The organism is Saccharothrix variisporea (assembly GCF_003634995.1).
Lineage (GTDB): Bacteria > Actinomycetota > Actinomycetes > Mycobacteriales > Pseudonocardiaceae > Actinosynnema > Actinosynnema variisporeum.
Genome location: NZ_RBXR01000001.1, coordinates 5,264,516 through 5,279,740, shown reverse-complemented (window position 1 = coordinate 5,279,740; position 15,225 = coordinate 5,264,516). Strand labels below are relative to the sequence as shown.

The window sequence follows — 15,225 nt, the reverse complement described above, 5'->3', positions numbered from 1 at the left end:
AGCTACTCCTCGGCAGAAACGTCGGGGACCGTGGTTCGCCTCGGCGGAACGGGGTCCAGGCCACCAGGGTGCCAGGGTCCGCAGCGCAGCAGCCGGCGCAGGGCCAGCCAAGAGCCGCGCAGCGGGCCGTGGACGGTCAGCGCCTCCACCGCGTACGTGCTGCAACTCGGGTGGAAACGGCAGGTCGGGGGCAACGCGGGGGAGATGAACCGCCGGTAGAAGTGGATCGGCAGCAGCAGTGCCCGCGTCACGGGGCTCACTCGGGTGGTGGTCATCGCAGCAGCCTGCGCAGCGCCGCGTCGAGGTCGGCGGCCAGGTCGGCGCTGCTCGCCGTCGCCGCCGGGGCCAACGCCCGCACGACCAGCGACGAGCCCGGGGGGAGGCCGGGCAGCCGGTCCCGCACGACGTGGCGGAGCCTGCGGCTCACCCGGTGCCGGACCACGGAGTTGCCCACGGCCTTGCTCACGACGAAGCCCACCTTGGACTGCACGTCCAAGGTGGGCTGCGCCGACGTACGTGACCCGGCCGTGGCGTCGTCCGCCGCGACCGGGGTTGCCGCTGGGGTCGGCACGAGGGCGTGCACGACCAGCCGGGGCCGGCCGGCCCGGCGGCCTCGGCGGACCACCAGGCCGAAGTCCTGGCTGCGGGTCAGCCGGTTGGCCGCGGGAAGCACGGCGCTGCGGCGATCAGGCGGAGAGCTGCTTGCGGCCCTTGCTGCGGCGCGCGGCCAGGATGGCGCGACCGGCACGGGTGCGCATACGCAGCCGGAAGCCGTGCGTCTTCGCGCGGCGGCGGTTGTTGGGCTGGAAGGTGCGCTTACCCTTGCTCACGGTCGGACTCCCGATGCTTAACGTCTGTGGTGGTCCCCGGCCGTTCATAGGGCGCGCGAAGAGCACGCCTCGCAATCGGAGACCGGTCCAGGGTACGCGGCCCCGGGGGCGAGTCCCAAATCGGGGTCCTCCCCGGCCCGGTCGCGGGCCACCGTCCGAGACCGACCGGGCACGGAAAACGCTTGCGACGACCGACGTCTTGTGGCAGAGCCCGCACCTTGTTAGCGTGCTGCCTTCGCGGGATGCCGAGGCCGACGCAGCGTCGGCGAGGACCGCCAAACCGCTGCGCTCCGACGCGCGTTCGTGCACAGTTGTGGATAACTCTGTGGATGCCTCTATTCTCCGTGTCCACGTCGTGGAAGTCCCCCGGGGCTGACCGCGGGGGAGTCACACCGAGGGGAGGGGAGCGCGGAGGTGTCCGACCACCAGGCCGATCTGGGTCTCGTGTGGGAACAGGTCGTGCAGGAGCTGGCCGCCAGCACGCTGTCACCGCAGCAACGCGCCTGGATGCGCGTGACCCGTCCCATCGGCCTGCTCGACGGCACCGCGCTGCTGGCCGCGCCGTCCGAGTTCGCCAAGGAAGCCATCGAGCGGGCGCTGCGCGACCCGATCACCGCCGCCCTGTCCCGCCGCCTCGGCCGGGCCGTGTCGCTGGCGGTGAAGGTCGACTCGCCGGAGCCGGTCAACGGTCCGCCCACCACGCCCATCCCCGTGCCCGTCCCCCCGAACGGGGTACCCACGAACGGGGTGTCGGCGCCGGAGCTGCCCGTCGCGGTCCCCGGGGCCGGGGTCGTCGTCGGCGAGGAGGCGGAGACCGACGAAGAGGTCGACGAGGAGGGCGACGCCCTCGCCACGGTCACCGAGATCTGGCCGACGTTCGGCGGCGGTGGCGGCGCGCCGAGCGGGATGCCGTTCACCCGGCCCGCGAACCCGGCGTCCTCGCAGACCCGGCTCAACGAGAAGTACAACTTCGACACCTTCGTGATCGGCGCGTCCAACCGCTTCGCCCACGCGGCGGCGGTCGCGGTCGCCGAGGCACCGGCGCGCGCGTACAACCCGCTGTTCATCTGGGGCGAGTCGGGCCTGGGCAAGACCCACCTGCTGCACGCCGTCGGGCACTACGCCCAGCGGCTGTTCCCCGGGATGCGGGTGCGGTACGTGTCCACGGAGGAGTTCACCAACGACTTCATCAACTCCCTGCGCGACGACCGCAAGGTCGCCTTCCAGCGCCGCTACCGGGACATCGACGTGCTCCTGGTGGACGACATCCAGTTCCTGGAGGGCAAGGAAGGCACGCAGGAGGAGTTCTTCCACACGTTCAACACCCTGCACAACTCGAACAAGCAGATCGTCGTGTCCTCCGACCGGCCGCCCAAGCGGCTGGAGACGCTGGAGGACCGGCTGCGCACCCGGTTCGAGTGGGGCCTGATCACGGACATCCAGCCGCCCGAGCTCGAGACCCGGATCGCGATCCTGCGCAAGAAGGCGGCCCAGGACCGGTTGGCGGCGCCCGCCGAGGTGCTGGAGTTCATCGCCGCGAGGATCGAGCGCAACATCCGCGAGTTGGAGGGCGCGCTGATCCGGGTGACGGCGTTCGCGTCGCTCAACCGGCAGCCGGTGGACGTGCAACTCGCCGAGATAGTGCTCCGCGACCTGATCCCCGACTCGCACGCACCGGAGATCACCGCGCCGACGATCATGGCGGTGACGGCGGAGTTCTTCGGCGTGACGATCGACGACCTGTGCGGGCCGGGCAAGACGAAGGTGCTGGCGCAGGCCCGGCAGATCTCCATGTACCTGTGCCGGGAGCTGACCGATCTGTCCCTGCCGAAGATCGGCCAGACGTTCGGCGGCCGCGACCACACGACGGTCATGCACGCGGACAAGAAGATCCGCAAGGAGATGGCCGAGCGTCGGCGCGTGTACGAGCAGGTGCAGGAACTGACGTCCCGCATCAAGCAGCGGGCGCGCCACACCCCCTGACGGTGACTTCCGCGGGCGCGGGGCACACGGCTCCGCGCTCTGCTTTGCGGCACCCATCTCCCGGCTGACTGCCGCAAACGCTTGCGCGTACCCCGGCCGGTCGCATCTCGCCAGCGTGCCGCGCGGCTGACCTGGCGCGGCCTCGGCCTCCGGCGGCCTCCGGCCCCCGATCACCATTGTCCCAGAGGGGTACGACAATCCGGCCGGTTCCGCCGCCCGCCGCGCCACCCCACACCCCGCACGCCGCCACCCGCACCCCAGGCGCTGCCGCCCACGCCCCGCCTGGCCGCACGCTGCCGCCGACGCCGCGCCTGCCGGCACCTGCCTGCCCGCGCCCCGCCCGCGCTGGCCCCGCCTGTCGGCGCCTGCCCGCTCGCCCGCGCCCCGCGCTCGCCTTCCACCTATCGGCGCTCGCCGCGCCCGCTTGCCCGCGCTCGCTCTCTGCCTGCCCGCCCGCCTGCCCGCCTGCCCGCCCGCCCGCCTGCCTGCCCGCCTGCCTGCCTGCCCCCTCTCTGCCTCCCCGCGCGCCGCCGCCCACGCGCCCTGCCTTCCGCGCCACTCGGGCCGCGAGGTACCCGCCGCCCGCTGCCCTGTCGCCGACCCGCCGCGCCGTCCGGTGGCCGCGCCGTCCGGTGGCCGCGAGGTCCGGTGGCCGGTCGTTCGCCCCCGGGGCGGTGTCGGCCGGGGTGGGGTGTCGGTCTCGGCGGGCGCGTGTACCCGGGGGCGGGGTGGGTGGCCCCGGGGGCGGGGCGGTCGGTGCGCCCGGGGCGGGTGGCGGTGTGCCCAGGGGCGGGTGGGGGCTCGTGAGGTGGTCGGGTGGTGGGCTTCGGGGTGGGGTGGTGGGGGCTGCCAGGGGTGGGTGCGCCCTGGGTTCTGCGGGTGAACCGCGGGCTACGAACTGTCCACAGGGCCGCCAAAAGCAACGATCGGGGGAGATTCGGGCCACGATCACCCTGTGCAGCACCCGGGGAGAACTCGACCCACACCCGGGGATGGCGCTGGGGACAACTCGGCTCATCTGTGGACCGAACGGACCACCGCCGTAGTTCTCCCCGGGGGCGGCGATCTGTCCCCGGGTGACGACCCGTGTCCGTCCACACCTCCATCCGGGCGACGAGCAGCGGGAACGGGCGTTGTCCACACTGTCCACAGCCCTTACTGCTGTTGCTGTTGTCTTCCCTTGAAGAGATGAACAAAGAAAAAACAGCCGGCGGGGACACCCGGGGACAGGGCTCGCACCCGGGGCGACACCCGGGTGCGCCCCGAGGTGACGAAGTACCCGAGGACGCTCTACGGTGGAGCCTCCGCGCCGAGGGTCGGAACTTCCTCCGGCGAGGGACGCGGCTCCCCGAACCCCACCGCGCAACGCCTGCTGTTGTGGGGCATGCCGACTTGAGGAACTTGAGAAAGGACGCCTCATGAAGATCCGCGTCGAGCGCGACGGCCTGGCCGACGCCGTCGCCTGGGTCGCGCGCAGCCTGCCGTCCCGGCCGCCGGTGCCGGTGCTCGGTGGCGTGCTGCTCGATGCCGGGGCCGAGGACGGGTCGGGCGACGCGCTCACCGTCTCCGGGTTCGACTACGAGGTCTCCGCCCAGTGCGGTGTCCCGGCGACCATCGCGGACGGTGGCAAGGCGCTCGTCAGCGGACGCCTGCTGGCCGACATCACCAAGGCGCTGCCCAACCACCCCGTCGAGATCGCGGTGGACGGGTCCCGGATGACGATCAGCTGCGGCAGCGCCCGGTTCAGCCTGCCGACCATGCCGGTCGAGGACTACCCGCAGCTGCCGTCCATGCCGCAGCTCGTCGGCGAGCTGCCGGGCGAGGTGTTCGGCGAGGCGGTCAACCAGGTCGCGGTCGCGGCGGGCAAGGACGACACGCTGCCGATGCTGACCGGTGTCCGCCTGGAGATCGGCGAGGGCAAGCTGACCCTCGTGGCGACCGACCGGTTCCGGCTGGCGATGCGCGAGTTCGACTGGGCGCCCAACGCCGAGCTCGGTGACGTCGCGGTGCTGGTGCCGGCCAAGACCCTGAACGACGCGGCGAAGACGCTCGGCTCGTCCGGTGCGAAGGTCGAGCTGTCGCTCGCGGCCAACGACGGTCTGCTGGGCCTGTCCGGCACGGGCCGCCGCACCACCACCCGCCTGCTCGACGCCGACTTCCCCAAGTACCGCCAGCTGCTGCCGACCGAGCACTCGGCCGCCGCGGTCATCGAGGTGGACACGCTGGTGCAGGCGATCAAGCGCGTGTCGCTGGTCGCCGAGCGCGGCACGCAGGTGCGCCTGGAGTTCGTCGACTCGGTGCTGCGCCTGTCGGCCGGCGGCGACGACGAGGGCAGCGCCGAGGAAGAGCTGCCGGTCGAGTACACCGGCGACGCGGTGACCATCGCGTTCAACCCGGCGTACCTGCTCGAAGGCCTCCAGGCGGTGCGCACCCCTCGCGCCCACTTGTCCTTCACCACACCCAGCCGTCCGGCGTTGCTCAAGCCGGTGGACGAGGATGGGAACGTGGCGCCGGGTTACCTCTACCTTCTCATGCCCGTGCGCCTGCCCGGCTGATCGACCAAGACTTCTTCCAGGGGAGAGGAACCACCGTGCAGCTCGGACTCGTCGGCCTCGGCAAGATGGGGTTCAACATGCGCGAGCGGATTCGCCGCGCGGGCCACGAGGTGGTGGGCTACGACCGGAACCCGGACGTGACCGACGCCGACTCGCTGGCCGACATGGTGGCCAAGCTGGAGGCGCCGCGCGTCGTGTGGGTGATGGTGCCCGCCGGTGACATCACCCGCCAGACGATCGCCGAGCTCGGCGAGCTGCTGGCCGAGGGCGACCTGGTGATCGACGGCGGCAACTCGCGGTTCACCGACGACACCAAGAACGCCGAGGCGCTGGGCGCCAAGGGCATCGGCTACCTGGACTGCGGCGTGTCCGGTGGCGTGTGGGGCCTGGAGAACGGCTACGGCCTGATGGTCGGCGGCGACGCCGCGCACGTCGAGCGGGCCATGCCGATCTTCGACGCGCTGCGCCCGGAGGGTCCGCGCGAGGAGGGCTTCGCGCACGCCGGCAAGGTCGGCGCGGGCCACTTCGCGAAGATGGTGCACAACGGCATCGAGTACGGCTTGATGCAGGCCTACGCCGAGGGCTTCGAGCTGCTCGAGGCGTCGAAGGTCGTCGAGAACGTGCCGGCCACGATCAAGGCGTGGCAGCGCGGCACCGTCGTCCGGTCCTGGCTGCTGGACCTGCTGGTCCGCGCGCTGGAGTCGGACCCGGAGCTGGACGACCTGCGCGGCCACGTCGAGGACTCCGGCGAGGGCCGGTGGACCGTCGAGGAGGCGATCAACCACGCGGTGCCCGCGCCGGTGATCTCCGCCGCGCTGTTCGCCCGGTTCGCCTCCCGGCAGGACGACTCGCCGGCGATGCGGGCGGTCGCGGCGCTGCGCAACCAGTTCGGCGGGCACGCGGTGGTCTCCGCCGGTCCGTCGTCGGGCTCCGGCACCACGCAGAGCTGAGTTGTACGTCAGACACCTCCAGGTGACCGACTTCCGGTCCTGGGAGCAGGCGGACCTGGCGTTCGAGCCGGGGGTGAGCGTCCTCGTCGGGCGCAACGGCCAGGGCAAGACGAACCTGGTCGAGGCGCTGGGCTACGTCGCCACCCTCGGTTCGCACCGGGTGGCGACGGACGCGCCGCTGATCCGGCACGGCGCGCCGCGCGCGGTGGTGCGGGCGGCCGTGGTCAACGAGGGTCGCGAGCTGCTGGTCGAGCTGGAGATCACGGCGGGCAAGGCGAACCGGGCGCGGATCAACCGCGGTCCGGTGCCGCGTCCGCGCGACGTGCTGGGCATCCTGCGGACGGTGCTGTTCGCGCCGGAGGACCTGGCGCTGGTGCGCGGCGACCCCGGTGAGCGGCGGCGGTTCATGGACGAGCTGCTCACCACCCGGTCGCCGAGGTACGCGGGCGTGCGCAGCGACTACGAGCGTGTCCTCAAGCAGCGTGGCGCGTTGTTGAAGAGTGTGAAGGTCTCGCGCTCGGCGGACATCTCGACGCTGGACGTGTGGGACGGGCACCTGGCGCGGCACGGCGCGGAGCTGCTGGCGGGCCGGTTGGACCTGGTCGCGGACATCGCGCCGCACGTGGCGGCGGCCTACGCCGAGGTCGCGCCCGAGTCGCGGCCGGCTCGGATCGCGTACCGGTCGAGCCTGGGCGATGCTTTCCCCGGAACGCATGATCGGGACGCGTTGGAGGAGTCGTTGCTGGCGGAGCTGCGCCGGGTGCGGTCGCAGGAGGTCGAGCGGGGCGTGTGCCTCGTCGGCCCGCACCGCGACGACCTCGACCTGGCGCTGGGCGAGCTGCCGGCGAAGGGCTACGCCAGTCACGGAGAGTCGTGGTCGTTCGCCCTCGCCCTGCGGCTCGGCGGGTACGAGCTGCTGCGCGCGGAGGGCGCCGAACCGGTGCTCGTCCTGGACGACGTGTTCGCCGAACTCGACCGCGGCCGGCGGCGGCAGCTGGCGAAGGTGGCGGCCGGCGCGGAGCAGGTGCTGATCACCGCGGCGGTCGCGGAGGACGTGCCGGAGGAGTTGGACGGCCTCCGGTTCGAAGTCGGGCACGGGGAGGTGCGCCGTGTCTGACGCACTCCCCCAAAAGGGTGTGATCGGACCCACATCTGGGGACAACCCTGTGGATGGTGTGGATAACTCGGCCACAGAGGCGCAGCTGTCCACACCTGAATTCACACCAGAGGGTGGTTTGCGGGGTTCGGACCTCGCCCGCGCGGCCCTCGAAGCGGCTCGCGCGTCGGCGAAGGAACGCGGTGCGCGTGTCCGGAAGGGCGCTCGGGGCGGTGCCGCAGCGCGCCGCCGGCGGCGCACGTGGTCCGGTGCCGGACCCGACGACCGCGACCCCCAGCCGCTGGGCCGGCTGGCCTCCCGGCTCGCCGCCGACCGGGGGTGGACCGAGCGCCTCGCGGCCGGCCAGGTCTTCGCGCGGTGGGGGAAACTGGTCGGGGAGGACGTGGCCGAGCACGCGCAGCCGGTCGCGTTCAGTGACGGCGAGCTGACCGTCCAGGCCGACTCCACCGCGTGGGCCACGCAGCTGCGGCTGCTCCAGCGCGAGCTGCTCAAGAAGATCGCCGCCGGCGTCGGCAACGGGGTCGTGCTGCGGTTGAAGGTGCAGGGTCCGGCGGCGCCGAGTTGGCGCTACGGCCCGCTGCACGTTCCCGGACGCGGACCACGTGACACCTACGGGTGAGCCGCCCGAAGCGCTCAGCGGCGATCCTGTGGCGCGGTGAGCGCTCACCAGGCGATTCGCACCCCGTCAACGGCCGTCCGGACCCATCCGCGTTCACTTCGGCCCGTCTGTGAGCAAACCAGGGGTGTCCTTGGTGGGTTTCTGGAGGCGTCGCCCGGTAGAATCGAGGGGTAGCGTGACTCAAGCGTCACACCCTCAGCGTCACACCCCTTCGTGGCGAGTCGCCCGTTAGTCCGAGGAGACACCAGGCCCGTGGCAGCCAAGAAGAATGAGTACAGCGCGTCTTCGATCACCGTCCTAGAGGGCCTGGAGGCGGTCCGCAAGCGGCCCGGCATGTACATCGGGTCCACCGGCGAGCGCGGTCTGCACCACCTGATCCAGGAGGTCGTGGACAACTCCGTCGACGAGGCGATGGCGGGCTACGCCACCAAGGTCGAGGTGACCCTGCTGGCCGACGGCGGTGTCCGGGTCGTCGACGACGGCCGCGGCATGCCGGTCGACATCCACCCGGTGGAGAACCGGCCCGCGCTGGAGGTCGTCATGACCGTCCTGCACGCGGGCGGCAAGTTCGACAGCGACTCCTACGCGGTGTCCGGCGGTCTGCACGGCGTCGGCATCTCCGTGGTCAACGCGCTGTCGACGGCGGTCGACGTCGAGGTCAAGCGCGACGGTTTCACGTGGAACCAGCGCTTCGAGCAGGGCAAACCCGCGCACGAGCTGCGCAAGGGCGCGCCGACCGACGAGACCGGCACGAACACCACGTTCTGGGCCGACCCGGAGATCTTCGAGACCACCGAGTACAACCTGGAGACCATCTCCCGCCGGCTGCAGGAGATGGCGTTCCTCAACAAGGGCCTGACCATCGTCCTGCGCGACGAGCGCGTGCCGGCCGAGGACGAGGAGGCCGACGCCGAGGGCCACGTGGCACGCGTGCGCGAGCGCACGTTCCACTACCCCGGCGGCCTGGAGGACTTCGTCCGCCACATCAACCACACGCGCGAGGCCGTGCACCAGAAGGTCATCGCGTTCGAGGCCAAGGGCGACGAGCTCGAGGTCGAGGTGGCGATGCAGTGGAACACCGGCTACACGCCCTCGGTGTACACCTTCGCCAACACGATCAACACGCACGAGGGCGGCACCCACGAGGAGGGCTTCCGCGCCGCGCTGACCCGCGTGGTCAACGAGTACGCGCGCGACAAGAAGCTGCTCAAGGAGAAGGACGCCAACCTCACCGGCGACGACATCCGCGAGGGCCTGGCCGCGATCATCTCGGTCAAGCTCAAGGAGCCCCAGTTCGAGGGCCAGACCAAGACCAAGCTGGGCAACAGCGAGGCCAAGTCGTTCGTGCAGAAGTCCACCAACGAGCACCTGGCCGACTGGTTCGAGCGTCACCCGAACGAGGCCAAGACCATCGTCACCAAGGCGGTGTCGTCGGCGCAGGCCCGCATCGCCGCCCGCAAGGCCCGCGAGCTGGTCCGCCGCAAGGGCGCGCTGGACATCGGCGGCCTGCCCGGCAAGCTCAAGGACTGCCGCTCCACCAACCCGGAGGAGTGCGAGATCTACATCGTGGAGGGCGACTCCGCGGGCGGCTCGGCCAAGGAGGGCCGGGACTCCATGTTCCAGGCGATCCTGCCGATCCGCGGCAAGATCATCAACGTGGAGAAGGCGCGCATCGACCGCGTGCTCAAGAACAACGAGGTCCAGTCGCTGATCACCGCGCTGGGCACCGGCATCCACGAGGACTTCGACCTCAGCAAGCTGCGCTACCACAAGATCGTGCTGATGGCCGACGCCGACGTCGACGGCCAGCACATCCGCACGCTGCTGCTGACCCTGCTGTTCCGCTTCATGCGCCCGCTGGTCGAGCACGGCCACGTCTACCTCGCGTCGCCGCCGCTCTACAAGATCAAGTGGCAGCGCGCCGAGCCGGAGTACGCCTACTCCGACAAGGAGCGCGACGGCCTCATCGAGCGCGGCCTGGCGGCGGGCAAGAAGATCGGCAAGGACGACAACATCCAGCGCTACAAGGGCCTCGGCGAGATGAACGCCGAGGAGCTGTGGGAGACGACGATGGACCCGGCCAACCGGGTGCTGCTCCAGGTCACGATGGACGACGCGGCCACGGCCGACGAGCTGTTCAGCGTGCTCATGGGCGAGGACGTCGAGGCGCGGCGCAGCTTCATCACGCGCAACGCCAAGGACGTCCGGTTCCTGGACGTGTGAGTCCCCTCCACCACCCGTAGGCCGGAAGTCGAAGAGGAAGAAGGACCGTGACCGAGACGACCCTGCCCCCGGAGGGCGACCGCACCGAGCCGGTCGACATCCAGCAGGAGATGCAGCGCTCCTACATCGACTACGCGATGAGCGTGATCGTGGGCCGCGCCCTCCCGGACGTGCGCGACGGCCTCAAGCCGGTGCACATCCGGGTGCTGTACTCCATGTTCGACTCGGGGTTCCGCCCGGACCGCAGCTACAACAAGTGCGCCCGCGTCGTCGGCGACGTCATGGGCAACTACCACCCGCACGGCGACTCGGCGATCTACGACGCGCTGGTCCGCCTCGCCCAGCCGTGGGCCATGCGCTACCCGCTGATCGACGGCCAGGGCAACTTCGGCTCCCAGGGCAACGACCCGGCCGCCGCCATGCGGTACACCGAGTGCCGGCTCACGCCGCTGGCCATGCAGATGCTCGCGGACATCGAGGAAGACACCGTCGACTTCCGCGACAACTACGACGGCCGCATCCAGGAGCCGACGGTCCTCCCGTCGCGCATCCCGAACCTGCTGATCAACGGCTCGTCCGGCATCGCGGTCGGCATGGCCACCAACATCCCGCCGCACAACCTCCGCGAGGTCGCGGAGGGCGTGGTGTGGGCGCTGGACAACCACGACGCCTCCGACGAGGAGACGTTGGAGGCCATGATCGAGCGGATCAAGGGCCCCGACTTCCCGACCTACGGCCAGATCCTCGGCACCTCCGGCATCCAGGACGCCTACCGCACCGGCCGCGGCTCGGTGAAGATGCGCGCGGTCGTGGAGATCGACGAGGACGCCAAGGGCCGCACCATCCTGGTCGTCACCGAGCTGCCCTACCAGGTCAACCCGGACAACCTGGTGGAGAACATCGCCGCCTTGGTCCGCGACCAGAAGCTCACCGGCATCGCGAACATCGCCGACGAGTCCAACAAGCGCTCCGGCATGCGGATCGTGGTCACGCTCAAGCGGGACGCGGTCGCCAAGGTCGTGCTGAACAACCTCTACAAGCACACCCAGCTGCAGTACTCGTTCGGCGTGAACATGCTGGCCCTGGTCGACGGCGTGCCGCGCACGCTGCGCCTGGACCAGATGATCCGGCACTACGTGAAGCACCAGATCGAGGTCATCGTCCGGCGCACCCGCTTCCGGCTGCGCAAGGCCGAGGAGCGGGCCCACATCCTGCGCGGCCTGGTCAAGGCCCTCGACCAGCTCGACGCGGTGATCGCCCTGATCCGCCGGTCGGACACGCCCGAGGCGGCGCGCACCGGCCTGATGGAGCTGCTCGACGTCGACGAGATCCAGGCCAACGCGATCCTGGAGATGCAGCTGCGCCGCCTGGCGGCCCTGGAGCGGCAGAAGATCATCGACCAGCTGGCCGAGATCGAGGTCGAGATCGCCGACCTGAAGGACATCCTGGAGAAGCCGGAGCGGCAGCGCGCCATCGTGCGCGAAGAGCTCATGGCGATCGTGGAGAAGCACGGCGACGACCGGCGCACCAAGATCGTGCCGTTCGACGGTGACGTGTCCATGGAAGACCTCATCGCGGTCGAGGACGTCGTCGTCACGATCACCCGGACGGGTTACGCGAAGCGCACCAAGACCGACCTGTACCGCTCGCAGAAGCGCGGCGGCAAGGGCGTGCAGGGCGCGCAGCTCAAGCAGGACGACATCGTGGCGCACTTCTTCGTGTGCTCCACGCACGACTGGATCCTGTTCTTCACCAACAAGGGCCGGGTCTACCGGGCCAAGGCCTACGAGCTGCCCGAGGCCAACCGCAACGCGCGCGGCCAGCACGTGGCCAACCTCCTCGCCTTCCAGCCCGACGAGGAGATCGCCCAGGTCATCGAGATCAAGAACTACGAGGTCGCGCCCTACCTGGTGCTGGCCACCCGCAAGGGCCTGGTGAAGAAGTCGAAGCTGTCCGACTTCGACTCCAACCGATCGGGTGGTCTCATCGGCATCAACCTGCGCGAGGACGACGAGCTGGTCGGCGCGGTGCTCTGCTCGGCCGACGACGACCTGCTGCTGGTGTCCAAGGACGGCCAGTCCATCCGGTTCCACGCCGACGACGAGGCGCTGCGCCCAATGGGCCGCGCGACCTCGGGCGTCCAGGGCATGCGGTTCAACACCGGCGACGAGCTGCTGTCCATCGGCGTGGTCCAAGAGGGTCTGTTTGTTTTGGTGGCCACGGACGGCGGGTACGCCAAGCGCACGCCGATCGAGGACTACCCGGTGCAGGGTCGCGGCGGGAAGGGTGTGCTGACCATCCAGCACGACCGGCGCCGTGGGAGGCTTGTCGGCGCGCTCATCGTCGACGTCGACGACGAGCTGTACGCGATCACGTCCGCGGGCGGTGTGATCCGCACCAGCGCCGCGGAGGTGCGCAAGGCGGGCAGGCAGACGAAGGGCGTCAGGTTGATGAACCTCGGCGAAGGGACCACTCTCATCGCGGTGGCACGCAACGCCGACGAGGCCGGAGACGTCACCTCTGGTGACGGCACCGACGCCGACCCGGCGGAGCCTGCCAACTAGCGCGGACGAGAGGTTGAGGACTGCTCGTGAGCTCACCCGAGAAGCCAGAGGACAAGACCGCGGTGATCACCCGGCCCGGTGCCGAGTCGACACCGGGGGAGGAACCGACGGTGCAGACGTCGTCTGGCCAGGGCTCGTCGGGAGGTGACGCGCCGGCCCCCGCCGAGCAGGAGGCGCCGGCCGCACCCCCGCCGTGGGCCCGGGTGGCGGGCGACGCGCAGTACGCCGAGGCCCAGCAGGTGGGGCCGGGCGACCCGGCGCCGTCGCCCGAGCAGCCGGAGGGCGAGGGCGGGCAGCCCGCGTACCCGGCGCAGGACCCGGACACCGTCGCCGTGGCGCGACCGGTGATCACCGGCACCGCCGCGCCACAGGGCGCCGCCCGCACCTCGGTGAACCTGGGTGCGGCGAACGGTCGTCCGGCCGCCGCCGCACCCTCGGCGCGGCGGCCCGGCCGGGGTCCGCGCCGGGCGAGCCTGCAGGTCAAGCGGGTCGACCCGTGGTCGGTGCTGAAGCTGGCGCTGGTGCTCAGCGTGGCGTTGTTCTTCGTGTGGCTGGTCGCGGTCGGCGTGCTGTACGGCGTGCTGAACGGCATGGGCGTGTGGGACAAGATCAACAACACCGCCAACGACCTGCTCCAGGGCAACGAGTCCTCGGGCGACCCGTTGATCAGCGCCGGGCGCGTGTTCGGCGTGGCCGCCATCGTGGGCGCGGTGAACATCGTGCTGTTCACGGCCCTGGCGACGGTCGGCGCGTTCGTCTACAACGTGTCGGCGGACCTCGCGGGCGGGCTGGAAGTGACCCTGTCCGAGCGCGAGTAGCACCCGATTTGGGGCCGCGACGGGCGATCGTGTACTGTTGCCGTCGTTGCCCCGAGGGCCTATAGCTCAGGCGGTTAGAGCGCTTCACTGATAATGAAGAGGTCGGAGGTTCAAGTCCTCCTAGGCCCACCGGAAGTTTCACAGGATTGCAGAGGGGAACTGCTGTGAAGAAGATCATCGCACTTGTCGCCGTCGCCGGTGCGGTTCTGTTCTTCGTCAAGCGCAGCCGCTCGGCCAAGGCCGACGCTGACCTGTGGCGCGAGGCCACCGCCCCCACCGACTGATCCCGCGAGGGCGGTGCTGCCGCCCCTCGTGAGGGGGACGTAGCTCAATTGGCAGAGCACCGCCTTTGCAAGGCGGGGGTTAGGGGTTCGATTCCCCTCGTCTCCACGTTCTCAAGGCTCGCGAACGATCTCGCGGGCCTTTTGGCGTTTCCGCGATCGGGGGAGCCGGAGTGGGCATCGTCACGTGCGGCATCACGGTCTCGGTCGACGGGTTCGTCGCCGGGCCGCACCAGACCGCCGAGGAGCCGCTGGGCGTCGACGGCGAGCTGCTGCACCGCTGGATGTTCGAGCAGGCCGAGCAGCACCGGGCCGAGCTGGACGGGATCCTCGACGCGGGCGCGTTCGTGATGGGCCGCAACATGTTCGGCCCGGTGCGCGGCGAGTGGGAGGGCGACTGGCGGGGCTGGTGGGGCGACGAGCCGCCGTACCACGCGCCGGTGTTCGTGCTCACCCACCACCCTCGCGAACCGGTCGAGATGCTCGGCGGCACCACGTTCCACTTCGTCACCGACGGTGTCGAGGCGGCCCTGGACCGGGCGCGGGAGGCGGCCGGCGACCGGAACGTAGCGGTCGCGGGCGGTGCTTCGGTGGTCAACCAGTGCCTGGCAGCCGGGTTGATCGACGAGTTGTGGCTGCACATCGCACCGATGGCGCTCGGGTCGGGGGCGCGGTTGTTCGAGGGCGTCGGGCGGCTGGACCTGGAACCCCTGGAGACCCGCGGCACCGACCTGGTCAGCCACGTCCGCTACCGCGTGCGCCGGTGAGGGATGTGCCGGTGGGGGTGGGACGCCCCGGGGAGCGCCCCACCCCGTACCACTAGACCCGCGCGGGGGTGGCCGTCGTGGGTGCCCTGCGGGCGGCGATCACCCGGTCGAGCGCCCAGGCGCCCGGTCCGGTGAACGCCAGCAGCAGGAAGACCCAGGAGTACACCGCCGCCAGCTCGCCGTTGTTCTGGATGGGCAGCAGCCCCAGCGGCTGGTGCACCGCGAAGTACGCGTACGCCATCGCGCCCGACGCGACGAGCGCGGCGACCCGCGTCGCCAACCCGAGCACGATCAGCGTGCCGCCGACCAGCTCGATCACCCCGGCGGGGCCCATCGGCCACGACGTGATCGACACCGCGCCCTTCGAACCCAGCGCCCCGAACAGCTTCTGGGCGCCGTGGCACACGAACAACACTCCGACGACGATCCTGAACAGCGCCAACGCGTGATCTCGGCCGCGGTCCAACACGTTCATAACGAGTCAGTCCTCACATTGCAGGGGCGGCCTGGCAGGGTGA

At 70.9% G+C, this 15,225-nt stretch carries 13 protein-coding genes, 2 tRNA genes and 1 pseudogene; 12 read left to right on the top strand and 4 right to left on the bottom strand.

The window, feature by feature from the left end; translation table 11 throughout:
• Nucleotides 1–2 precede the first annotated feature (2 nt).
• From yidD to rpmH, 3 genes are read right to left on the bottom strand one after another with little or no spacing between them, the layout of a single operon-like run.
• Nucleotides 3–275: a membrane protein insertion efficiency factor YidD gene (gene yidD / locus DFJ66_RS23800; RefSeq protein ID WP_121223918.1), complete on the bottom strand. Its 273-nt coding sequence runs from the start codon at nt 273–275 to the stop codon at nt 3–5.
• The gene (gene rnpA / locus DFJ66_RS23795; RefSeq protein ID WP_121223916.1) at nt 272–673 is read right to left on the bottom strand and encodes a ribonuclease P protein component; all 402 of its coding nucleotides are present in this window, start codon (nt 671–673) and stop codon (nt 272–274) included. The genes yidD and rnpA overlap by 4 nt, the downstream gene beginning before the upstream one ends.
• A 13-nt stretch (nt 674–686) precedes the next feature.
• On the bottom strand, nt 687–830 hold the full coding sequence (rpmH, locus tag DFJ66_RS23790) for a 50S ribosomal protein L34 (RefSeq protein ID WP_033428178.1): 144 nt from the start codon (nt 828–830) through the stop codon (nt 687–689).
• 414 nt (nt 831–1,244) lie between these two features.
• On the opposite strand from rpmH, the gene dnaA reads away from it, so the two are divergent.
• The 12 genes and pseudogenes from dnaA (at nt 1,245) to DFJ66_RS23735 (ending at nt 14,707) form a co-directional block, all read left to right on the top strand.
• Nucleotides 1,245–2,813 (top strand): chromosomal replication initiator protein DnaA, encoded by a 1,569-nt coding sequence (gene dnaA / locus DFJ66_RS23785; protein ID WP_121223913.1) that lies wholly within the window; start codon nt 1,245–1,247, stop codon nt 2,811–2,813.
• Between the two features lie 1,418 nt (nt 2,814–4,231).
• The gene (dnaN, locus tag DFJ66_RS23780) at nt 4,232–5,368 is read left to right on the top strand and encodes a DNA polymerase III subunit beta (protein ID WP_121223911.1); all 1,137 of its coding nucleotides are present in this window, start codon (nt 4,232–4,234) and stop codon (nt 5,366–5,368) included.
• 35 nt (nt 5,369–5,403) lie between these two features.
• A complete protein-coding gene (gnd, locus tag DFJ66_RS23775; RefSeq protein ID WP_121223910.1) occupies nt 5,404–6,318 on the top strand; it encodes a phosphogluconate dehydrogenase (NAD(+)-dependent, decarboxylating) in 915 nt (304 codons plus the stop codon).
• Between the two features lies 1 nt (nt 6,319).
• The gene (gene recF, locus DFJ66_RS23770) at nt 6,320–7,435 is read left to right on the top strand and encodes a DNA replication/repair protein RecF (RefSeq protein WP_121223908.1); all 1,116 of its coding nucleotides are present in this window, start codon (nt 6,320–6,322) and stop codon (nt 7,433–7,435) included.
• A 118-nt stretch (nt 7,436–7,553) separates the two neighbouring features.
• The gene (locus DFJ66_RS23765; protein ID WP_121223906.1) at nt 7,554–8,054 is read left to right on the top strand and encodes a DciA family protein; all 501 of its coding nucleotides are present in this window, start codon (nt 7,554–7,556) and stop codon (nt 8,052–8,054) included.
• Between the two features lie 252 nt (nt 8,055–8,306).
• Nucleotides 8,307–10,277: a DNA topoisomerase (ATP-hydrolyzing) subunit B gene (gene gyrB / locus DFJ66_RS23760; RefSeq protein WP_121223904.1), complete on the top strand. Its 1,971-nt coding sequence runs from the start codon at nt 8,307–8,309 to the stop codon at nt 10,275–10,277.
• Between the two features lie 47 nt (nt 10,278–10,324).
• Nucleotides 10,325–12,841 (top strand): DNA gyrase subunit A, encoded by a 2,517-nt coding sequence (gene gyrA / locus DFJ66_RS23755; protein ID WP_121223902.1) that lies wholly within the window; start codon nt 10,325–10,327, stop codon nt 12,839–12,841.
• A gap of 26 nt (nt 12,842–12,867) precedes the next feature.
• Nucleotides 12,868–13,659: a DUF3566 domain-containing protein gene (locus tag DFJ66_RS23750; protein ID WP_121223900.1), complete on the top strand. Its 792-nt coding sequence runs from the start codon at nt 12,868–12,870 to the stop codon at nt 13,657–13,659.
• Nucleotides 13,660–13,714: 55 nt separating this feature from the next.
• A tRNA-Ile gene (locus DFJ66_RS23745) sits at nt 13,715–13,788 on the top strand.
• Between the two features lie 35 nt (nt 13,789–13,823).
• Nucleotides 13,824–13,940 (top strand): annotated as a pseudogene (locus DFJ66_RS43585) (DLW-39 family protein); the annotation flags it as partial.
• Nucleotides 13,941–13,976: 36 nt separating this feature from the next.
• Nucleotides 13,977–14,049, top strand: a tRNA-Ala gene (locus DFJ66_RS23740).
• A 64-nt stretch (nt 14,050–14,113) separates the two neighbouring features.
• Nucleotides 14,114–14,707, top strand: coding sequence for a dihydrofolate reductase family protein (locus DFJ66_RS23735; protein ID WP_121223898.1), 594 nt, complete (start codon nt 14,114–14,116; stop codon nt 14,705–14,707).
• Between the two features lie 52 nt (nt 14,708–14,759).
• On the opposite strand, the gene DFJ66_RS23730 is transcribed toward DFJ66_RS23735, so the two are convergent.
• Complete coding sequence (locus DFJ66_RS23730) at nt 14,760–15,182, bottom strand: DoxX family protein (RefSeq protein ID WP_121223896.1); 423 nt, start codon at nt 15,180–15,182, stop codon at nt 14,760–14,762.
• Nucleotides 15,183–15,225 lie beyond the last annotated feature (43 nt).